The sequence below is a fragment of the Balneolaceae bacterium genome, from assembly GCA_034521495.1.
Taxonomy (GTDB): Bacteria; Bacteroidota; Rhodothermia; order Balneolales; family Balneolaceae; genus Rhodohalobacter.
In genome coordinates this window covers 146,015-167,550 of sequence record JAXHMK010000018.1, presented here as the reverse complement: position 1 = coordinate 167,550, position 21,536 = coordinate 146,015, and the positions used below count along the sequence as shown (strand labels likewise).

Genomic DNA, 21,536 nt, shown 5'->3' with positions numbered 1-21,536 from the left:
TCATTACTCTTACAAGAATTAATGAAACGTAAGAATATTCACGTTCATTGAGTCAAATAATTGAAAGAGACAGAAATATGGATAACAATAAGTTTTAAATTTTCTGAGGAATTAAACCTTTCTTTGAAAGTCAGAACTTTTGAAATTCGTTGAATCTGGCACATAATATTAACGAAGTAATTATTGAAAATGGAGAATCCGTCTCCGGAAATCACAAAAAAAGATTTAAAAGAACTCGCACAAACTGCAAAGCAGATATTGAACAATAACTGGACGGGTTCATTTACGGTGCCTTCATCAAGCCAGTACCCTCATCAATGGTCGTGGGATTCTGTATTTATTGCGATGGGTTATGCGCATTATAATCAAGACCGGGCCGAAACTGAGCTGAACCATCTGTTTAACGGTCAATGGAAAAACGGAATGGTTCCTCATATTGTCTTCAATTCAAAGGAATTGAATGGTGACTATTTCCCCGGACATGAATTTTGGCAAACCGAGAGATCCGATAATGCTCCCGATTCGGTAAAAACATCCGGTATATGTCAACCGCCCATTCACGCTACCGGTGTCAGGCATCTTGTCGAACATGCATCGAATCGAAAACAAGCACTTAAATTTGCAGAAGAACTTTTCCCAAAATTAGTTTCCTGGCACGACTACCTATACAGGGAGCGCGATCCTTTTAACGAAGGATTAGTTTACATCAGACATCCCTGGGAGTCCGGGCAGGATAATTCGCCCATCTGGGACAGTATTTTGAATCGATTTGACATCGATCAGAGAGAACTACCTGAATATGAACGAAAAGATGATATTCATGTAAATGCCGAAGAACGTCCTTCAAATGAGGAATATGACAAATATGTCTATCTCGTCGATTTTTTTCGGAAGCGAAATTATGATGAGATACAGATCAGTGAGGATCATTGCCCCTTCTTGGTACAAGATGTTCTTTTTAATACACTTCTCTGCAGAGCCAACAGAGATCTTGCTGAAATAGCAGAGCTGATTGGAGAAAATCCTGAACCTTTTAACAAGAAGGCAGATCAAACAGCCGGGGCTATGAATCAGAAATTGTGGAACTCTAAAGAACAGATGTATAACGATTTTGATTTACAAGCTTCCAAAAAAATAAAAGCAAGAGTTCTCTCGGGTTTTCTTCCGCTATTTGCAAGAGTACCAAATAGCTCACAAAAGCAAAAAATGTTCAATTATTTAAATACACATTGCTTTTGTCAGATGACGGATACCTGTTTCCCCGCCCCGAGTTACGACAGAAGCGGTGAGGACTACTCTGCACGAACTTACTGGCGGGGACCGGTCTGGATAAATATGAATTGGCTTCTTAGTGAAGGGCTCAACCAATATGGTTTTAACGACTATGTGAAACAGGTAAAAAATTCAATTATCCAACTTCCCTTTAATAGTGGTTTCAGAGAGTACTATGATACGGATACCGGGGAAGCATACGGCATTGATAACTTCTCATGGACAGCCGCGCTTTTATTAGATCTCGTCTATCGTGACAAATCATCTGTTTTTTAGATAGCTTCTTGGAGTGGTTCAATCGATGAAATAGCAACATTAAAGACTCAAAAACCTAAGGCTACCTTCCCTTGCCCATCTGACATTACCCATGTAATTTCAAATATGACTAATTTAGTCTATGTAAAGTATTGGTAATGCTTGACTTAAAGCTGTTAGGTATATTTTCGAAAAATATCCGTTTATAATTTATTAATAGATTTGCAATACGCTTTTTGAAAGAAGAATAATAGTTATTTCAACATCCATTCATTGCCGTTTTAGAGTTGATTTATTTTAGGGTCAGAACAACTCCGGCCTCGAAAGAATTGGCGGATTGAGGGAGCCTGAAGATCTGCGGAGACCTTTTATCATACCGGCTCTTAACGATGTTAACAAGCTATAAACGCGGTGGACCATTGATAAAAGGTAGCAGAGATTCAGTGACCGCCGCCAATTCTTTCACCGAGAAGTTACCCCGAAATTTTAAGTTTAAGTATTCTAAAGATATAAATAACAGTAGTTTAATACATTTAACAAGTGGAAATGGGATTTTGGGAAAATAACCGACCTTGAATAGTTGGCGGGAAAAAGGACAACGAGTGAACCGTGAGAAGAATCCTTTCATACCGGCGAGGAGCGAAATTTAAGGGCTGAAAGTCTGATGGACCATTGAAAGGATTCCACGGTGAACTCATGTCCGCCGCCAAGTATTCACAGTCTTGATCTTTTCGTTCTTTTGTATCAAGACAAAAGGACATACAACATGCATTAAGTTTACACTTACAATAATGGGGTAAGTCCTCTTCTTTCACCGCCTTGAATTTTTGGTTCTTTTGTTTCAAGACAAAATGAACAAGATGAATGTTACGATTGATAGCCTATTATTATGAATGATACTCAACCTTTCCAATAAACCTTGGTAAAGATATCATCTCAAAAATTGAGATTTTATGGGTAATGTCAGCCTTGCCCCTCCTTAAACAAGAGGGGAACTCAATAATCCAAATTTAACAATCGAACTCAGGTTATAAGACCCATCTTTCAACAATCTCCAATCGGATAAATACACGAGTTGGGATAAAAATCAGCAAAAGCAAACCAATAGCCGTTATAGGATCGGGTTGCTGTTAAGCGTTCTCCTGTTCTGGGACCACTTACGGCCTCTCCAAAAATATTCCACTGGTTCCCTTCATTATCTTTCATAACAATGGGTAATTCATCCTGAACCGGTTCAAAATCAAGGATAGATCCATCTTGGGTTTTATTGATAAAAGAGACTGCAAGTTGGTCGGAAGAGCTGCCGGCAAATACGATATTCTTTCCTCTAAACTTTTCCTGGATAACCTGGATCTCATCTGTAAGTTTTTTGATTGGATAGATTCTCATCACAGTTAATTCGCCCCTGAACTCGCTTTCCATCACTGCGTGAACAATAGTTTTATTTTCAAGACGGTCATCATCTCTTTTGGGTTGAAAAACAAATTGATTGTCATTGACTAAGTATCCCTGGCCATACGCATAGCCCGAATAATTGCGTGAAAATCCTGTATTTGTTGTGAGTACCTTAGCTTCCGGATAGATCTCTTTCCACGTTTTCCAGGTACTTTCAACTACCTGGATCGTTTCTCCCTCTATACCTGATAATGCTCCATTGACTGCCCGCAGTTGCATCTGCGACCAATTACTATCCGTTTTTCGATCATACATAATTAAGTTATTTCGATAAAGCAATCCTGATACACCAAATTCATTGATGTCTGCGTTAATCTCTCTATCGTAGGCGATACCGGTTCCTGTGAGTGGGCAATAGGTTAATGAAAAATGCTGATCATTAATCTCATCATTCACAATTTCATGCCAGTCCATCACCTGGTGAGGATACAGGCGTAACTCATCATCAATCTTCACACCGATTACAAGTCTGTTGTCCTGTACATAGTTAACCTCATTTACCGATTTAAATGCTGGATTCTCAATGGAAGGGATACCATCTTTTCCGGGCCCACCGTCAACAACTTCCTGAACCGGTATCAGCCATTCACTTCCTGAAGATTCTGGAGATACTGAAGAAGATCCGCCGCCACTGCTCGACGTAGTATTACAGGATATCATAAAAATCATACTAAAAACAAGTACGACCAAAGGGACAGTTTTTAAAATTTTTCCGATCAACATATCTCACACCATTTATTTTAAAATATTTAAAGTGATATCTGGCATATAGATGGTTCAGGTCATAAATGTCTTACTTGATGTTTTGTTTTTTTTAAAAGGTAAGATTCAATATGAGTAAGACATCTGTTAAATAAGAGGCATTGCAAAACCAAATACCGATTTTCATAAATACCAGTTTTTTGCCTCGTTATCTTCATAACAGTATCAAATGAACTGCCTCGGGGCAGAGCCCACGAGATATCAACATATAATCCAATTTTTTTTAACAATGTATGCGTTTATTGTGAAGTGTCCCCCTTCGAAGGGGGCAATGGGGGATGAACTCTTGTGTCTCAGAATCAAGGTCTGGACAACACAAAGCTTAGAAAATCATCCCCCAGCTCACTCCGCTCGCTACCCCCTTCGAAGGGGGAACTTTAATCTTTTCCGGCCCAGAAGGTCGGGGAATTAAACCACTTAGGATTAAATGATTCACAAATATAAAATTTTACAAGCGGCCATAATTACAATTTTTTTGTTGATCAGCGATGGAGTTTTTATGAACTCCATATCAGCACAAACATGCAGTTGTGCAGGTGCTCCGCTGGTGGGTGCGCAATCTCTTGGTTCAATAGAACAGGGAAATTTAGTACTTGGGTTCACTACACATTTTAACAATATCGATAAACTATATACCGGTTCAGAAGAGTTAAACAACAGATCTGCCGACCGGAGCACATTTACCAATTTATTGGAAGCAAACTATGGAATTACGAACAGGCTTTCGTTAACCGGTACTTTTTCTTATGTAACAAAGGAGAGAGTGACAGGATTGCAAAACCCCTCAACCTCTCAAACTCTTCAAACAGGGGGGATTGGTGATGCCCTTGTGATGCTTAAATACAATCTCATCAAACAATCTCTCTGGAAACCTTATCAACTCATTATTGGCGGAGGAGCTAAGATACCAACAGGATCTTTTTCAGAAACTTTAGATAGAATTCAGTTGAATGCAGATATGCAGCCGGGAACAGGTTCATGGGATTATACAGCCTGGACGTTTTTTTCATACACACTGCGAGCTCAGAATATCACGCTATTCACTGTGAACGCAATCAAGAAAACCACCTCAGCCGAACGTTTTAACAGTAACGATAATTTCGAATTTGGCAACGAACTTAACTCTCTGCTTGGTGTAACAGGTCCCCTGCTCAACAGGTTCTCTTATAACCTGAGAATGAAATACAGGACGGCCGGATCCGATTTACGAAACGGAGTGGAATTGCCAAGCACAGGCGGTGAGTGGTTAAATTTTGAACCTGGCCTTGGATATCAACTCACAGACCGTTTGTCAATGCAGGTATCGGGAGAACTCCCCATCTATCGAAACGTCACCGGCACACAGCCTTCTACAACGTATGTTTTATCTGCTTCGCTGTTTTTTAGCTTAAACAAAAGTGAGGGTGGATTTAATCTCGGCCTGCCAAATAGAAATTGATTTATAACCAAAAATATTTTCAACCATGAAGAAAAATATACGATCCATCACAGTTACACTTTTCACCTTCTTGATACTTATCGGTCCTGCAAACCTTTTGGGACAGGATAGCAGTGTCTCAACTCCCTGGATACCTTTCGATCAGATGGTTGAATCGAATCAAGATCAACCCAAAAAAATTATGCTCTTTATGGAGGCGGACTGGTGCAGCGTTTGCAAGCGCATGAAGCGAGAAGTTTTTCCGAACCCAGCTATTCAAACTCTTTTGAGCGATCATTTCTATCCGGTTCGAATTGATATTGAATCTGACGAAGAAATTATCTTTGCCGATGAACGAATCACAAAAAAAGAACTGAGCAAAGAATTTGGAATCCGGGGAACACCCACCATCATTTTTTTGGATAGTGATTTTTCGGTCATTGGCAATAAAGTCGGTTATTCAGATCAGAAAGAGTTTACTACACTTCTCAAATTTATAAACGAAGAGGAGTACAATCACACAAGTTTTGATAAATACCAGCAAAACACTCACTAATTATTTTGCAGTACAAATCCCGTCAGACCGTTGCCTTTTCGGTCAGACGGATAAAAAAGTCTGCAAACGAATCGCATGAAAACAAACCGTATTAAAGGCTCTGAAAATCATCTCCTTAGAATTGTGTAAAAACAAAAATGAACTACCTCAGGGCAGAGCCCACGAGGCATCCACTTTAAACCCATATTTTTTTGATAAAGTATGCGCATATTGGTGAGTGTCCCCCTTCAAAGGGGCAATGGGGGATGATCTATCTCCCATTGAGGGGAGTACGGCTTTAGCCGGGAGGGGTGTAATGCATCAAAACCAAGAATCGGGCATTCCAGAACTTAGAAAGTCATCCCCCGGCTCACTCCGCTCGCTTCCACCTTTGAAGGGGGACTTTTATCTTTTTTGAGGCTGTCCTAAAAGGATGTCATTCTGAACTCGATTCAGAATCTCCACTCTTTAACTATGCTTGGAGATACCGGATCGGGGTCCGGTATGACAAAAATGAGAATATTGATTTCTCTCACATCCTTTTTGGACAGCCTCGGAGTTTAACCACTTTAGATTAACAGGGGTAAGACTTGTTCTGCTTATACATTCTAATCATGAACAATCATCCATTTTATTTAAATAGGATAAGAAAAGTGAATCAAAAACAGACCGTATAAATTATGTTCAAATCAATTAATATTTACTCTTTTGTACTCTTTTTAACTATATCTGCAGGCTTAATATCCTCCGGCTTTGCACAAAGCTCCTCAAACGCTGATTTAGAGAAAGCTCCCAACTTTGAGGTTACCACACTGGAAGGAAACACTGTGAGCCTCGAACAGACGATAGAAGAAAACAAACCGATGATTGTTTACTTCACGGCCTCATGGTGCCCGACCTGTGCAAAAAACTGGCCCGTCTTTTCAGAGCTCTATCCTGAGTACAAAGACGACCTGAACTTTATCTCCATCAGCATCGACCCGACCGATACTAAAGAAGTGATTTCCAACCTGGTTGAAGAGGAAGGCATCACCTATCCCTCAACCTGGGGCCATCCAAATATTATGATCGATTTTGGAGTACAAGCCCAGGCTACAACGGTCGGTATCAACCGGGACGGATACATTGAATTTGTTAAAAGCAATACTGCTCTCAGTAAAGAGGAATACCAGGCTTTGTTTGATCAGTTAGTAAGCGCATCATAAATGGAGTTTGTCTCATTTTCTTTCATACAGGGAGTTCTGGCTTTCCTGGCTCCTTGTGCGGTTGCATTATTACCAGGCTATATCGTGGCTTTTATCTCTCGAAATTCTGAGGGAAGCCCATCTCTTAGAAAAAGACTGGGACGAGGATTTAAACTGGCCATGCTTAGTATTTTGGGGATTCTGGTGATATACGCCATCGCGGGATTTTTGATTATTGTAGCCGCTCAGATTTTAAAGGAATACATGAAATGGATTACCGTGGGAATGGGCGGCCTGTTAACCGTTCTTGGATTTTTGATGATTATAGGAAAGAATATCTCTTTTTCGGTAAATCTGAGAAATCCAACGGAGAGATCAGAAGCCGTTGAAGCCCTTGTCTTTGGTATTGCCTATGCCATCGGAGCGTTGGGCTGCCTCTTTCCTCTCTTCCTTGTTGTTGCCACACAGGCGATGGCTGCTGAATCAGTTTTAGAAGGAGCTTCTTACATCGGAGCTTATTTTGCCGGCATCAGCAGTATGATGGTGGGTGCGATTCTTCTCTCCGTATTTGCCAAAGATCTTCTCATGAAATATCTGAGAAAAATTCTTCCCCACATGGAACGAATAACCGGCATACTGCTCATTTTGGCAGGAATCTATGTAATTTATTACCAGATGGTGCTTTTTTAAATTTAAATTTGTTTTCTCTAAAACAACAACAGAATGAAATTATTCAACTTATTTAAAAGAAAGAGAACAGATCAAAATCCAGAACACCGTTCTGTCTGGAAGACTTTTTCCGATCCGGACGAGATTCGAACACTCCTTGAAAAATCCAAAGATCGTCCTCAATTAATTTACAAACACAGCAATCGCTGCAGTGTAAGTTTTATTACCAAAGATGAACTGGATTCAAATGCAGAGAAGATGAATCAATTTGCCGACTTATATATTGTTGATGTAATCCGGCAACGAGATATTTCAAATGCAGTTACTTCATTGCTAAAGATTCGTCATGAATCTCCTCAGGCTCTCCTCATAAAAGATGAAAATATTGTTTGGAAAGGATCTCATTGGGAGGTAAACAGCCAGGAAATTTTATCCTGCCTCAAACAGTAATCAAATCCCGAAAGTCGATGCATACTACTTCAAAACTCAATAACGTAAAAGAATACTACGGAAAAATACTTCAAAACAGCAGTGATTTAAAAACCAGTGCCTGCTGTACAACAGAGTCACTGCCGCATTATCAAAAAGAGATTCTGGAACTGATCGAAGATCAAATTTTAACCCGTTTTTATGGCTGTGGTTCTCCTATTCCTCTTGGACTGGAAGGAAGAACCGTGCTTGATCTCGGATGCGGAACGGGCAGAGATGCTTTTCTGGCGGCAAAATTGGCAGGCCCGGAAGGCCATGTCATCGGTATCGATATGACGGAGGAGCAGCTTGAGGTAGCCAAACGAAACACCAGCAAACAGATGGCCGCATTTGGTTTTGATGAATCCAATGTCTCCTTCAGAACCGGTTATATCGAAGATCTGGTTACTGCAGGGATCGAAGATAACTCCGTGGATGTGGTGATCTCAAACTGTGTGATCAATCTGTCCCCCGATAAGCGACAGGTTTTTTCTGAAATATTCAGAGTTTTGAAACCGGGCGGGGAACTCTATTTTTCAGATGTGTTTGCAGATCGCAGGATTCCCAAAGAGCTGCAGAATGATCCGGTTTTGTATGGCGAGTGTCTTGCGGGAGCGATGTACACCGAAGATTTCCGGCGGATGCTGAGAGAGTACAACTGCCCTGATTACCGGGTGGTCAGCCAATCCAAAATTACTCTCGACGATCCCGAAATTGAAGAAAAAGCCGGTATGATCAATTTCTATTCCATGACTATTCGTGCATTTAAACTTAAAAGCCTGGAAGATATCTGCGAAGATTACGGTCAGGTGGCCGTCTATAACGGAACCATTCCGCACGCACCACACCGTTTTGAGCTGGATGATCACCACATTTTTGAAACCGGGAAACCGATGTTGGTCTGCGGAAATACGGCTGCCATGCTGGAAGAAACCCGCTTTGCTGATCATTTCACCATTAGCGGCGACCGTTCGGTACATTACGGGGCTTTTGATTGTGGAGATTCTATCAGTTTTTCAAGTGGAGAAAACGCAGAGGGGAGTTGTTGTTGATTGATTAAACCATGTACGGAATATCCGAAGCGTGCGAAGGATACGCGTAGATCATCTGCTTTAATTTTACAGCCTTCATTTGCTGATTCATAGCCATGGCAAATAGGTTGATTATTTCTTCAGATTTGTCACCAAGAATATGAGCACCTAAAAGCTGCCCGTTTTCTTTATTGATGATGGTTTTGTACGCGGTATGAGATTCATTGGTACGTTTATAGGAATACCAGTCGCCAGTCTCATCAAATTTCACTTTTATATCGTATCCCTGGTCTTTTGCCTGTTTTTCGGTTAAGCCCACCATGGCAAGCGGAGGGATGGTAAAGACAACAGTCGGTTGTGCGGGGTAGTTGGCTTTTTTATGATTTCCCTCCAGAATATTAGAGGCCACCATATGTGATTCAAACCCGGCGACGGGGGTCAGAGGCAATCCATCGGTAGCTGCTACATCCCCGGCGGCATAAATGTTGGGATTACTGACGCTTTGTAAATAATCGTTTACTTCGATGCCGCTCCGGGAAAACTTAACTCCTGCCTTATCCAGTTGAAGTACTTCAATATTTGGAATCCGTCCCGCCCCGTGAACAGCGATTCCCCCACGCAGCTCCAGTTGAGAGCCATTGGATGTTGCTTTTACCAAAACCCCATCATGCGTTTTTTGAATAGCTGTGACTTCAGATTCCAGATGAACCTGAACGCCGGTTTCTTCTGCCTTTTCAAGAACTATTTGAACAAGGTCTTCATCAAAATTTTCAAGAGGCTGTTTTCCACGATGGATAATATGTGCATCACTTCCGGCTCTGGCAGCGATATTTGCAAACTCGAAAGAAATAAATCCACCGCCCACAAAAATGATGGTTTGGGGCAGTTGATCAAGTTCCAGGAACTCGGTGCTGCTGGTAAGATGTTCAAAACCATCAATGGGTATGGGAGCCGGGATAGCTCCGGTGGCAATCAGAAAATGTTCGGCCGTGTATTGATCACCGTTTACTTTGATAGTTTTCTCATCTACAAAAGACGCTTCTCCGTGAATGGGGCTGATGCCCACTTTATTCATGCCTTTTTCACGTTTTTCAGGTACCGGTTCGGTAAAGGAGTGCTTGAACTGCATGAGGTCTTGCCAGTTGATGGAAGCTTTAGACGTGATGCCGTTTCCCATCATGCGGTGATTCCAGTCAAGCAGTTCTGCTGCTCCCACCAATACTTTTTTGGGATCGCATCCGCGCAGGGCACAGGTTCCACCAAAGGGAAGTGCATCAATCTGGGCTACGTTCAACCCCTCTTTGACACATTTACCGGCTGTTACAGATCCGCCCGATCCGGTTCCGATTACGATAAGATCGAAAGTTTGAGAAGTCATAAGTGGGTTTTTAAAATTTTAAATCTTGTAATAAATATTGTGAGATCACCTGTTTTTTACGGTCAGTTAACGCTAAGAATCTGCTACTGATTTGGACTGCTCCCCTTTTTTGTATTTATAGTAGCCAAATGCAAAAACAGCAAGCCCCACAAAAAAGATCGGGAGGATTACAAAATCGATGTAAGCCGTATATGCGGCTATCCCGGCAAAGGCAAAGCCCCAAACCAGCAGTGGGGTAAAGCAGCATACTCCGGCAATGAGTGCTGACCAAAATCCTGCTTTGGTGTATTTGTTCCGTTTAATAAAATCCAATTTACTCATACTATATCAGCAGCAGTTTTTTTCTTGTTGTACCGGTGGACATGCAACAGAACCATAGGAACAAAATACACAGCAGTCGCCTTGTTTTGGTTTAGCCACTTCTTCACAATTAGGGCATTGCCAAAAAAACTGGCAGGAGTCTGTGGGCATGGTTTCGGTTACTTTTTCCCCACAATTCGGGCAGGTTAAGGTTGATTCGAGTGTTACATTAATCATCATAGTTTTATAGTTAATTTTGGGTTTTGTCCTCATCCACAGTGAATCCGGTTTTGTTAATGGCAGCAATAATGGTTGCACGGGTGGTTTTGTCCTTCAAATAAGTGATTTCAGCTGAATGCTCTTTGTAGGAAGCCTTCACTTCAACAACACCATCCACCGTTCGGGCAGCATTATCAACCGTAGCTTCACAGCCGGCACAAGTCATTCCCTCTATATTGAAAGTGACGGTTTCTACCTGATCAGGGGTTACATATACCACTTCTTGTTGATCGGAATCCGGGAAGAAAGCATTTGAATAATAGGGAAAGGCCAATAGTAATACTGAAATTACCGTAACCACTCCAAGAAAAGCTTTCGATTGCCAAAAAGATGGTTTTTCATCCTCTTCACAAGCGCATTCTATTTCTTCCTGGGTACGCGGCTTGAGTTTTTGATACCAGGCAAAGACCAGCAACAAAACGGTCAGTCCAATTAAATAAGGACGAACCGGTTCCATCCATGAGAATACCGAAGCGATGCCGCCAATACCCGCAAGAAATGCAAACACAGGGGTGATGCAACATAGAGAAGCGATAAAAGCGATACCCAGTCCGGCACTTAATAAAGTCTTGTCGTTTTTGGATTGCTTTTCATTTTTCATGCGGCTAAAACCTCCAATACATGATTTTCTTTTATTTGATCAAAAATGGGTTTTAATAATTTCTGATACGGTTCCGTAATGGAATAGAAAATGGTTTGCCCGTCTCTCTCGGCAGCAACCAGGCCACCGTCTTTTAGTTTTCTGAGATGTTGAGAAATAGCTGGGACTGTCATATCCAGTATGTCACTCAGGTCACACGGACACAAAGAGGTTTCCTTGTGAAGCAGATACAATATTTTGAGTCGCACATCATTTCCGGCCAGTTTTAAAATATTTGTCAGGGTGATGATCGACGAATCCACTTCCTGTATCGTCTCAATACAACGATTGATTTGATTTAAATCGGCAACTTCCCGAATGCAGGTTTGTTTGTTCATAACTTTGATTTTAATTCATCCATAAGATAATAAATTTATTATTTAAGCAAATACTTAAATAAGGATTAAAAAACTCATTTTTTACCGCAACTCTTCACCCGTTTTATTTTCTCCTTCCAATGCGCCGAGAATAGGACATTCTCCTTTTGGTCCTTCACCCGCACAAGAATCAATCAACTCCAAAAGCGTATTTTTGATCCGTTGCAGATCTTCAATTTTTTCGGCGACATCACGGTATTTTTCCTGCGCTTCGCTTTTAATTTCCGAACAGGTTGTGTTTTTATCCATTCGAAGCTCCAGAAGCTCCTTAATTTCGCTCAGGGTAAAACCCAGCTCCTGGGCCCGTTTGATAAACCGGATTTGATCGATATGCCGCTGGGTAAAAATACGATAGCCGGACCGGCGGCGATCGGGTTTGGGGATCAGCTTTCTTTTTTCATAATAGCGGACCGTTTCCTTATTGACATTCGCGCGTTTTGCCACTTCCCCAATTTTGAATGTGGTTGTATTTTGGTACTTCATCGTATTCAGTTTTTCTTCAATCATTGTATTTGAAATACTTAAAATTACAACAGCCAGTGTTACTCACCCTGACTGTTGATAGGTTTATGATTTCTTTACCATGGTTTTACCACAGCAGCAAGTTGGGTTTTGAGTTCCTCCGCAGGAAGGCGGTGCTCCCTTTGTTACGGTAACTTCACAACCACAGTTTTCATCGGGACATTTGTAAACTTCTCCTTTTTTAAATGGCATAATATCGATTCCTGTTTTAGTAAAAGTTTCTATTCACCATTAATATAAGCCCTGTACCATGGTCCAGAGTCAAGGACGAATTTCAATAATTATAGCCTTTCATTTCCGCTTCATCCGTCTCAACGCCGAGTCCCAAAACCATCCGGTTTACAAAGTTGAAATAGCTGATCACTAAGGTTGCATCCAGGATGGCTCTATCTGAGAGTCCAAGTTTTTTAAGTGGTTTGATATCGCTTTCTTCATTGAGGGCGTGTGGATGTACCGTAAGTTTTCGGCCAGTTTACAGAGTTCAAGATCGGCTTCAGAAAGATTCAATTTATTATAATCCTTTCGAAGCTGTTCAACTTTTTCATCATCCTTCCAATAATGATTCAGAGCCTCTCCGTGGTGCAACTGACAGTACTCACACTGATTTACCGCTGAAACTATCACAGCCATCATTTCACGCTGAGCACGTTTGAGAGGAGACTTCCCAAACATCACTTTCATATAAAGATCCATGTGAGCAGTGATGCTCTCGGGATTCAGGCTCTGAATCTTATGCACCATCGCCAATTTTCCCCGGCTCTGGATCAGATCGTCGTAAATTTCTTTTAAGGAACCTGCGGCTTCTTCCGGTTCAATGACTTCAATAAATGGCATGTTATTTCTATAATTATGAGTGAAGAAATTGAGTTCTATTACATCAAATATGGTTCATGAATAGTAATAGATCGATACGCGTTTACCGGTTGAGGTAGTTTTGGAGAGTGTCCCCCCTTTGAAGGCAATGACGCTAACTGTAAATTTATATCAATCAAAAAATATCAAAAAATTTACTATTGAATGGTGGCGTGTTGAAGGTCCCAATCGGTCCGGCCTTTGATTGCTGAAGGCGGTGGTTGATTTGCGGGAAGTGCATGCGATGGTTGTAAAAACATACCGGATCAATCGTTGATTACGGCGACAGAGTGATATGGACCATTGTTTTTACATCGCAAAACGGACCGCAAATCCCGACTGAAGCAATCACCAGCCCGGCGGGTTTTGGATACTTTTGACCGTTCAAAAGTATCGGGGAAAAACTCTAATAATAACTAATGTTAGTGACATTACCTTTGAAGGGAACAATGGGGGATGATAAGTACTTGATTTGAAGCAAACATTAAAAATTAGCGTGAAATCAATACTCATCTGGTCATCCCCCTTGCTCACTACGTTCGCTTCCCCCTTCAAAAGGGGGATTTCAGAATATTTAATCCAACCAGTAAACGCGAAGATCTATATAATCCATCACATCGCACGATGATGCTCAGCCCGTTTCTTTAATGATTCAAACGCCTTTTCCGCTTTTTTATCCATCTCAAGCGGCTCTTCAAAATTTAGCCGGATATCATCTAATCGCTTTTGGCCTCCCAGAATCACATCAATTTCCTTATTAAGCAGTCCTTCTATGGAAGCCTGTGCAACCTCTTCGGGCGTATCCATATCCTCAGCATCGACTGTAGCCGATTCCATCATGGGAGTATTTGTTGAAGTGGGATAGACGGTCATAACATGAATAGGAGTTTCCGCCAGTTCTCTTCGCATCGCTTCCGAAAAGTGTTTTACTGCTGCTTTGGTGGCTGCATAGACACTGTAGAACGGCATGCCAAGATATCCATACCCTGAAGAAATATTTACGATGGCTCCTTCCCGGCTTTCTTTAAGCAAGGGCAGAAAATACTTTGTCATAAAAACCAACCCGGTCAAATTAACATTGATCTGATTTACGATATCTTCATCACTGATCTCCTCCAGTAATCCGGCACTAACCACTCCGGCGTTATTGACCAAAATATCCAGAGCACCCCATTCTTCTTTTACGGTATTTGCCGCATCTTTTATATCCTTCAGTTGAGATACATCTCCCTGAATTTTTAGAAATTGTACCGAGGGAAATTCTTTTTCCAATTCATCCAGTTTTTCCCGGGTTCTTCCCATCACGGCAATGTCGGTGACTTCTCTTTCGGAAAATTCTTTAACCAAGGCTTTTCCTATACCGGCACTTCCTCCGGTAATCAGAATTTTTTTGTTTGATAATTCCATAGAAATATTCTTGTTAGGTTGTTTTTATGTGTTATGCCAATATTGATATAATCCGGTGCTGTCCAATTAAGAGGCTAAGATGAAAGTTTAAAAGAACCTTCACAAAAAAATATTGCTATTGCGGATATTCTCATTTCCCTTTATCTAAAAGTGCACCAATTTCATTTTTAATATTGTCCCATGATCTTTTATCACCTTTTATTGCTTGAATGACTTCCTTAATTTTTGATATACCAAAATTTTTGGCTTGCTCAAATTCAATCTGCGGAGGTAAGGACAACTCCCCGGGAGCAGTGTGTGCATTGATGATAAATGTTTTGTCGGAATTTTTGGCTTTTTTTATCGCTGGAATGATATCTTTTACTTCTTTCACATCCGTGCTTTCTCCCCCAAGCATTTTTGCAAAGTCTCCAAAATCGAAATTTTTAACAGCAAGTGCATCATAATTCGGGGCCATTCCCGCTTCTTCCATCTCTATCTTCACAAAGCCAAGCTCTTCATTATTCATCACCACGATCTTAATCGGCAAATTGTATTCAACAGCCGTTGATAAATCTTGTAGTGACATATTAAACGCTCCATCACCCACCAGTGCCCAGACTTCACGTTCCGGAAATTGCAATTGTGCTCCGATCGCCGCGGGCAAGCCCACGGCCATAGACCCGTGGTTAAAGGAACCGATGATTCTTCGCCCCGAATGAAAATTCATGAAATTGGTAGACCAAATAGCTGAGGTCCCGGTATCAATTACAAATATGGCATCATCTGAAGCAATATCGCTAATTTCGCGAGCCACTATCTGAGGATGGAGGATTTTAAAATCTTTTTCTCCATCCGAAGTTTCACAATTATGCTGCTTCCACTCTATAAATTCCCGGTTTAGTTTTTTGACGAATGTATCATCTCGTTTAGGCATACATTTCTCGTTCAAATAACGAACTACATGTATGATGTCGCTGTGAATGCCCAACGTAACTGATGTACGGTTCCCGATATTTCCGGGCCGGATGTCCACCTGGATGGTTTTTGTTTTTTCCGGTAAAAATTTAGTGTAAGGAAAGTCTGTCCCCAGCATAATTAAAAGGTCACAACCCATCACAGCCTTATAACCGGACGGATTTCCTATGAGCCCGGTCAGGCCAACTACATTTTCACTATTATGATCAAAAATATCTGAAGCTCTTACGGTGTGGGTAATTGGAGCTTTCAATTTCTCTGCAAATTGTAGCACTTCTTCGCGTGAAGAACGGCAGCCCGCCCCGGCTAAAATACCTATCTTATCCGCTTCATTGATAAGCTCGACAGCCTCTTCCAATAGATCATCGGGCGGTGTAACCGTGGATTTTGATCGAAATACGTTATGTACAAAATCTTTGTTCTCGGCTTTCATTTCAGCAATATCGGCAGGTAATTCAACCCGGCACACACATTTATTATTAATGGCAATACGCATTGCCCGTAAAATAACTCTCGGAGCTTCTTCAGGAGAACGGATAATGGCCTGATATTCACAAATGTCATCAAAAACCTTGGTCAAATCTACTTCCTGATGGTAATTGGTTCCGAGATGTTCTACAGGTACTTGCCCCGTAATAGCTAATACCGGAGACCGCTCCTTTTTAGCATTGTACAAACCATTGACCAGATGCAGCGCTCCCGGACCTACGGTACTGGCGCAAACGCCAATATTTTCATTTAATTCACCCTGAGCAAAAGCAGCAAAGGAGGCATTGCCTTCGTGCTTCATCTTAATCCATTTAACCTTGTCTTGTTTACCGAGTGCCACAACAAGTGGATTTAAGGCATCACCGGCCACACCAAAAATATGTTTTACGCCTTCATTTTCGAGGATGCTTAATAGTTGTTCCGATACGTTCATAGAATTTTTGATTTAATTTGAATGAATTAATGTTCCAAAAAAGGATATAAAGTTTATAGACGATGAGCGCTTTGGTTTACTTACTTTGAAAAGTCTAATTAAAATCACACAAAAGTAAAACGATACCAGAAGGCTTTGCTAAACCGTCTTTTTGCCAAATATCTTTGTTATCGGTGCTATACAATTTGTAAGAAATTGGTTAGGTATTGCATCAATTCTGTACCGTGATTAATTAATCTCAGGCTCATGAATAAATTACTTAATAAATTCGGATATCGGCTGGCTCATTTCCTTTCACAAAGTGACGAAGAGCAGGAATCCGTATCAACTTGTTCAAGAGAAGAACTTGAAGCTGCACTTAAAGCAGGAGACATCTTGTTAGTAGAAGGGACCAGCAGGATTAGTATGGCCATAAAATATATCACCCAATCAACCTGGTCGCATGCAGCCCTTTATACTGGTTATAGTAAAATAAATTCAGAAAAATCATCTCAAGAACCTGAATTGATTGAAGCAGATATTACGGATGGCGTACAGGCAGTTCCCCTGAGCAGGTATTGCCATTTGCACACAAGAATTTGCCGGCCTGTGGGGCTTTCAGATGACGATATTCAAAAAGTCATCAATTTTATGAGAGATAAGATCGGCTATAAATATGATCTGAAAAATATCATTGATCTTGCCCGTTACCTGATTCAAAGTCCTCCGGTTCCCAGAAAGCACCGCCGAAAACTACTTGCCTTAGGCAGCGGTGACCCAACTAAAGCCATATGTTCCTCTCTAATTGCCCAGGCCTATCAATTAGTACAATACCCAATACTGCCGGTTTTTGATGTAGACAAAGAAGACAGCCAAGCCGTAAAAAAATCACAGGAAGAGATCTTACATATTCGCCATCACAGTTTATTTGCTCCGCGTGATTTCGATGTCTCTCCCTACTTTAAAATCATAAAACCCTCCATAGTGAACGGGTTTGATCCGCATAAACTAACATGGGCCTCATCTGAACAAGTTTCACAACGACACATTTCGAGCAGTTCGGCAAAAACCGAGAGTGATTCATAAGAGGGCTTTGCAGAACCGTGGTTATCGGTCAATCTGAACTCGATTCAGATTCTCCATTCGTCTTTATAGCCAGTATCTGGAGATCCTGAATCCCCCGAAAAGGGATCCCGAGGGAAAGTTCAGGATGACGGTCAGAGTTTGCAAAGCCTTCTCATAACAGATTTTAAGTGAACCTCTGATATTCGATTTTAGAAACAAAAAATATCCAGGTGTTACGGAAGCTGTAAGAACTATTCCCTGCCACAACTACTTTTATCATCCAAAAACGAGTTTTTTGGTAAGATTCTCCCTTCAAAGACCATCAACATAGTAACAAAAGATGTGATCTTTACTAAAGCATATTACATAGCAAATATTTTTAATTGCAAATAAAAAACAAATGGAATCATATTATGGAATGGAATAGAAGTTATATCGTTCGGCGGATTACTTACTTATCTGTTGTGCTACTACTTTTCGTGGGAATATCATCAGTTTATCAAACCGCTGATGCACAACAAAACCAAAAAATGAAGCAAAAGATGGAGATGCTTCAGGATATGGCACCTTATAAAGGATATCTCAAAGCTCATATGAATGCACAGCCTCAGGAGCTTCTCGGCGGACCGCTTTCTGTTAATATTACACAGGAGGATGGTGGAGTATTCGTCATACTTCCATCAAAAAGAAAATTAGATCCAAATGTTTTTGGCACGCCGGAGGTTCCGCGGGCATTTGCAGGTACTCCTGGTATAAATGGATTGCCACCGGGTGCAAGAGCTGTTGAAGATGGACAATATACAGAGATGAAAAAGCCATCACCATTTGGCAACAAGAATATTGTGATGGGAAATGGTAAGCTGAATATCGAAGCCCTGGATGCCACGTCGGCCGACGCTGAAAAATCAGAAGATCAGGTAAAATTTAAGGCCAGCTGGGAAGATGAAAAAGGGAATACATATGAAGTACGATGTTGTGGTATGCTTGCCACTCACGGAGTTGAATACCCAACATTCGGAGGAGTGGTTACCAACACCATTTTGCATGGATCCAGCCGAATCGGCACCGCACTGATGCCTACTGAATATACCTATTTTGCGTTTTGGGGCATGGGCGAAATCCGTAAAAACGAAGAAGTGCTCGACAAACCACGACTTATACACGGCATGTTGACTGAATATGTGCGTAAAGAGGGGTATGAACTTGCCTTTGATGATGAAGTTACACCAGGACGCAAACATTTTCATCTGATGGTACCCCCTATGATGCCCAATATGGAAGAGCAAAAATTTGTACACAAGAACGTTCAAACAGGATTCGAACTGCCAAACGGAATGCAGCTACCATTTTGGCACGTAATGTTCGAGAACTTACAGATATCAGCTAATAGAAAATAACCATATTCCAATCGATCCGGTTTGCCTGAATTAATAAATGGGCTGTGCCAAGCCGGATCGAATCTTTTCGATAACTGAACTATTGCAGGGCCAGTAGTCTCCCGACAGATTGTAATACTGTACCTGATAAAATCTTCACTCATTTTTTAAAGACAGACCCTGAATAATGAAAAAATTATATCTTTTTTTTCCAGTTTTAACACTCATTTTTTTTACTGCATTTTCATCAGCGTTGGATCAAAAAGATGATATAAATAAGGATACCCCAGCAGTAAAAACAATTAATGCTGAACCCGCTGCAACCGTAGGAATGACAAATACAATGAAATTTACACCGGATACGGTCCGCATAGACGTTGGTGAAACAGTGGAATGGACCAACAGCTCGCTTCTTGCCCACACTGTTACCGGCGATCCTTCTAAAGCTGCCATTGAAGGAAGTGTTCAACTACCTGAAGGCTCCAAGGCTTTCGACTCCGGTATGTTAAGTCCTGATCAGACTTTTACTCATACTTTTAAAAAAGCCGGTACCTACAAATATTTCTGTATACCCCATGAGGCCACAAAAATGTACGGATGGGTAATTGTTGAGGAGTAACTGCGGGCTATTATGTATATGTATGATCAGTTCGCTTGAATATTTAATCAGCAACAATTTTTATCTTGCTGAACAGGTGGGCATGAACTGTCGCCATACGAGCAAAATACACAGCAATCACCCTGCTTAGGTTTTAGTATCTCTTCACACTTCGGACATTCCCAAAAATACTGACAGGAATCCTTTGGCATGGTTTCAGTTGATTTATGCCCACAATTTGAACAGGTGATAGTTGACTCTAAGATTATGGCATTCATGAAGGGTCATTTATTTAGTTTAGCATGAACGGTATTTCGGTTTTTTTGACAGCCTCAGTAACTGCTACCCGGATAATTTTACTTTGATCATAATAAATAGCCGTCTCACTTGAAGCGTAGATCTATCCCAGCTTTTGTATACGTAGACTGGTCTTTGGGAGCCGGAGTTTGAGACATCCCCTGTTTGAGGTCACAGTTTAAATATTCATCTGGATTTTTTTCCGGGGAGTACGCAGGCAAAAAGAACAGGGCAATTTGGTCTTCATGCTCCTGCACCCATTCGGTGACCGGGCGACTGTGGTGAACCCGCAGATTATCGGCAATCACATAGAGTTTCCTGGAGTTGGTTTTGATTAGTTGCTGCAAAAATTCGATAAACCGCTCTGAATTCATCGTATCTGAATAGATCATGAATTGAACCTTGCCCTGATTGGTGACCGTAGAGATCATATTAACCGACAACCGTTTGGCCATGCTCTTTCGGACCGGCGTTTGACCTTTGGGGGCGTACGAGCGCCCATGCTGGCAGCTATTGCGCACCCCGGTTTCATCGGCCCAGTGGATCTCGGCATCCTCCCGCTGAGCTTGCTTTTTGATGGCCGGGTAGGTGTTGTCCAACCACTGTTTGACTTCGGCCGGGCGTTGATCCTTTAAGGACACCCAGAATTAAGCAATCACCTATCGGCCCTTCTCCAGTACATATGAGTGACGCTCCTTTGGTTACGGTAACTTCACATCCACAATTTTCATCAGGACATTTGTAAACTTCTCCTTTTTTAAATGGCATAATATCGATTCCTCTTTTAGTGAAAAATTCTGCTCATTTATAATATAAGCCCTGTACCATGGTCCAGAGTCAAGGTTTTTAAAAAAAGCCGGAACACGTATGTCGCGCCCGGCTTTTTTCAGATTTGGGAACTTATGGGAAAACTTATTGACTGTTCAGCTCAAGGTTTAAATTGATATCAACTTCGTCTCCTACAACCATCGTTGCAGCCCAGTCGCCTACTCCCACTCCGTAATCGGTTCTGTTGATGGTAGTATTTGCTGTAATGCCTGCTACCTTCACGTTCTCTTTCATTGGGTGATCCATCACGCCTAAAAGAGTAAAGGGGAGTTCAATCTGTTTGGTCACTTCGCGAATTGTCAGATTGCCTACGGCAACATATTCATTGTCTCCGGTACTTCTAATTTCATCACTTGTAAATGAAATATTCGGCCAGTTTTCAGCATTAAAAAAGTCTTCTGAATTCAAGTGGTTATCTCTTCGGTCATTTTGGGTATTAATGCTGCTAACCGGAATCGTAACATCAATACTGCTGTTTTCAAGGTCATTTGGGTCAAATTGAATATCCGTTTGATAATCCTCAAATCTTCCTGTCACCGGTGTAAAAAAGTGGGTTACCGAAAACTGAATGGTGCTGTGAGCCTCATCCAATGTCCAGGGGGTTGATGCTTCAGTATTATCAATTTCATTTTGGGGACCTGCAAATGCAAAAATAAATAGAAGAGTAGTAAGCAGGGTTGCGAATAATGGTAATCGTTTCATAATGTAATA

The 21,536-nt window shown here is 41.3% G+C and carries 24 protein-coding genes; 10 read left to right on the top strand and 14 right to left on the bottom strand.

What is annotated here, in order from left to right; genetic code table 11:
• Positions 1 to 189: 189 nt before the first annotated feature.
• A complete protein-coding gene (locus U5K72_17145; GenBank protein ID MDZ7720545.1) occupies positions 190 to 1,548 on the top strand; it encodes a trehalase family glycosidase in 1,359 nt (452 codons plus the stop codon).
• A 1,023-nt stretch (positions 1,549 to 2,571) separates the two neighbouring features.
• On the opposite strand, the gene U5K72_17140 is transcribed toward U5K72_17145, so the two are convergent.
• On the bottom strand, positions 2,572 to 3,705 hold the full coding sequence (locus tag U5K72_17140; GenBank protein ID MDZ7720544.1) for a DUF3179 domain-containing protein: 1,134 nt from the start codon (positions 3,703 to 3,705) through the stop codon (positions 2,572 to 2,574).
• 466 nt (positions 3,706 to 4,171) lie between these two features.
• Between U5K72_17140 and U5K72_17135 the strand changes: the two genes are divergently transcribed.
• The 6 genes from U5K72_17135 (at position 4,172) to U5K72_17110 (ending at position 9,069) form a co-directional block, all read left to right on the top strand.
• Positions 4,172 to 5,182: a hypothetical protein gene (locus U5K72_17135; protein MDZ7720543.1), complete on the top strand. Its 1,011-nt coding sequence runs from the start codon at positions 4,172 to 4,174 to the stop codon at positions 5,180 to 5,182.
• 25 nt (positions 5,183 to 5,207) lie between these two features.
• Complete coding sequence (locus U5K72_17130; protein MDZ7720542.1) at positions 5,208 to 5,717, top strand: thioredoxin fold domain-containing protein; 510 nt, start codon at positions 5,208 to 5,210, stop codon at positions 5,715 to 5,717.
• Between the two features lie 659 nt (positions 5,718 to 6,376).
• Complete coding sequence (locus U5K72_17125) at positions 6,377 to 6,901, top strand: TlpA disulfide reductase family protein (protein MDZ7720541.1); 525 nt, start codon at positions 6,377 to 6,379, stop codon at positions 6,899 to 6,901.
• Positions 6,902 to 7,570 carry a cytochrome c biogenesis protein CcdA gene (locus U5K72_17120; GenBank protein ID MDZ7720540.1) on the top strand — a complete coding sequence of 223 codons (669 nt, stop codon included), beginning with the start codon at positions 6,902 to 6,904 and terminating at the stop codon, positions 7,568 to 7,570. It abuts the gene before it with no gap.
• Between the two features lie 33 nt (positions 7,571 to 7,603).
• The gene (gene ytxJ, locus U5K72_17115; GenBank protein MDZ7720539.1) at positions 7,604 to 7,999 is read left to right on the top strand and encodes a bacillithiol system redox-active protein YtxJ; all 396 of its coding nucleotides are present in this window, start codon (positions 7,604 to 7,606) and stop codon (positions 7,997 to 7,999) included.
• Positions 8,000 to 8,016: 17 nt separating this feature from the next.
• Positions 8,017 to 9,069: a methyltransferase domain-containing protein gene (locus tag U5K72_17110; protein MDZ7720538.1), complete on the top strand. Its 1,053-nt coding sequence runs from the start codon at positions 8,017 to 8,019 to the stop codon at positions 9,067 to 9,069.
• Between the two features lie 4 nt (positions 9,070 to 9,073).
• On the opposite strand, the gene U5K72_17105 is transcribed toward U5K72_17110, so the two are convergent.
• From U5K72_17105 to U5K72_17060, 10 genes are all read right to left on the bottom strand, one after another.
• Positions 9,074 to 10,426 carry an NAD(P)/FAD-dependent oxidoreductase gene (locus U5K72_17105; protein ID MDZ7720537.1) on the bottom strand — a complete coding sequence of 451 codons (1,353 nt, stop codon included), beginning with the start codon at positions 10,424 to 10,426 and terminating at the stop codon, positions 9,074 to 9,076.
• A 72-nt stretch (positions 10,427 to 10,498) separates the two neighbouring features.
• A complete protein-coding gene (locus U5K72_17100; protein MDZ7720536.1) occupies positions 10,499 to 10,747 on the bottom strand; it encodes a mercury resistance system transport protein MerF in 249 nt (82 codons plus the stop codon).
• A gap of 6 nt (positions 10,748 to 10,753) precedes the next feature.
• On the bottom strand, positions 10,754 to 10,963 hold the full coding sequence (locus tag U5K72_17095) for a GDCCVxC domain-containing (seleno)protein (GenBank protein ID MDZ7720535.1): 210 nt from the start codon (positions 10,961 to 10,963) through the stop codon (positions 10,754 to 10,756).
• Between the two features lie 13 nt (positions 10,964 to 10,976).
• Complete coding sequence (gene merTP, locus U5K72_17090) at positions 10,977 to 11,606, bottom strand: mercuric transport protein MerTP (protein ID MDZ7720534.1); 630 nt, start codon at positions 11,604 to 11,606, stop codon at positions 10,977 to 10,979.
• Positions 11,603 to 11,983 (bottom strand): metalloregulator ArsR/SmtB family transcription factor, encoded by a 381-nt coding sequence (locus tag U5K72_17085; GenBank protein MDZ7720533.1) that lies wholly within the window; start codon positions 11,981 to 11,983, stop codon positions 11,603 to 11,605. Before U5K72_17085 ends, merTP begins: the two co-directional genes overlap by 4 nt.
• Before the next feature lie 81 nt (positions 11,984 to 12,064).
• Positions 12,065 to 12,529 (bottom strand): MerR family transcriptional regulator, encoded by a 465-nt coding sequence (locus U5K72_17080; GenBank protein ID MDZ7720532.1) that lies wholly within the window; start codon positions 12,527 to 12,529, stop codon positions 12,065 to 12,067.
• A gap of 60 nt (positions 12,530 to 12,589) precedes the next feature.
• Entirely contained in the window at positions 12,590 to 12,736 is a 147-nt protein-coding gene (locus U5K72_17075) for a hypothetical protein (protein ID MDZ7720531.1), read from the bottom strand.
• A 171-nt stretch (positions 12,737 to 12,907) separates the two neighbouring features.
• Positions 12,908 to 13,378, bottom strand: coding sequence for a carboxymuconolactone decarboxylase family protein (locus U5K72_17070; protein ID MDZ7720530.1), 471 nt, complete (start codon positions 13,376 to 13,378; stop codon positions 12,908 to 12,910).
• Between the two features lie 630 nt (positions 13,379 to 14,008).
• On the bottom strand, positions 14,009 to 14,803 hold the full coding sequence (locus tag U5K72_17065; protein ID MDZ7720529.1) for an SDR family oxidoreductase: 795 nt from the start codon (positions 14,801 to 14,803) through the stop codon (positions 14,009 to 14,011).
• A 130-nt stretch (positions 14,804 to 14,933) separates the two neighbouring features.
• Positions 14,934 to 16,682 carry a thiamine pyrophosphate-binding protein gene (locus U5K72_17060; GenBank protein MDZ7720528.1) on the bottom strand — a complete coding sequence of 583 codons (1,749 nt, stop codon included), beginning with the start codon at positions 16,680 to 16,682 and terminating at the stop codon, positions 14,934 to 14,936.
• Positions 16,683 to 16,928: 246 nt separating this feature from the next.
• Here U5K72_17060 and U5K72_17055 point away from each other — a divergent pair, with 246 nt between their 5' ends.
• The 3 genes from U5K72_17055 to U5K72_17045 all read left to right on the top strand — a co-directional run bounded on the left by U5K72_17055 (position 16,929) and on the right by U5K72_17045 (position 19,721).
• Complete coding sequence (locus U5K72_17055) at positions 16,929 to 17,747, top strand: YiiX/YebB-like N1pC/P60 family cysteine hydrolase (GenBank protein MDZ7720527.1); 819 nt, start codon at positions 16,929 to 16,931, stop codon at positions 17,745 to 17,747.
• Positions 17,748 to 18,139: 392 nt separating this feature from the next.
• Positions 18,140 to 19,123, top strand: a complete 984-nt coding sequence (locus U5K72_17050) for a hypothetical protein (protein MDZ7720526.1) — start codon at positions 18,140 to 18,142, stop codon at positions 19,121 to 19,123.
• Between the two features lie 166 nt (positions 19,124 to 19,289).
• Positions 19,290 to 19,721 carry a plastocyanin/azurin family copper-binding protein gene (locus U5K72_17045; protein ID MDZ7720525.1) on the top strand — a complete coding sequence of 144 codons (432 nt, stop codon included), beginning with the start codon at positions 19,290 to 19,292 and terminating at the stop codon, positions 19,719 to 19,721.
• A 47-nt stretch (positions 19,722 to 19,768) separates the two neighbouring features.
• Here U5K72_17045 and U5K72_17040 read toward each other — a convergent pair whose 3' ends face one another.
• From U5K72_17040 to U5K72_17030, 3 genes are all read right to left on the bottom strand, one after another.
• Positions 19,769 to 19,978 (bottom strand): GDCCVxC domain-containing (seleno)protein, encoded by a 210-nt coding sequence (locus tag U5K72_17040; protein MDZ7720524.1) that lies wholly within the window; start codon positions 19,976 to 19,978, stop codon positions 19,769 to 19,771.
• Between the two features lie 105 nt (positions 19,979 to 20,083).
• On the bottom strand, positions 20,084 to 20,638 hold the full coding sequence (locus tag U5K72_17035; protein ID MDZ7720523.1) for an IS630 family transposase: 555 nt from the start codon (positions 20,636 to 20,638) through the stop codon (positions 20,084 to 20,086).
• Between the two features lie 271 nt (positions 20,639 to 20,909).
• Positions 20,910 to 21,527: a YceI family protein gene (locus tag U5K72_17030; protein ID MDZ7720522.1), complete on the bottom strand. Its 618-nt coding sequence runs from the start codon at positions 21,525 to 21,527 to the stop codon at positions 20,910 to 20,912.
• Positions 21,528 to 21,536: the final 9 nt, after the last annotated feature.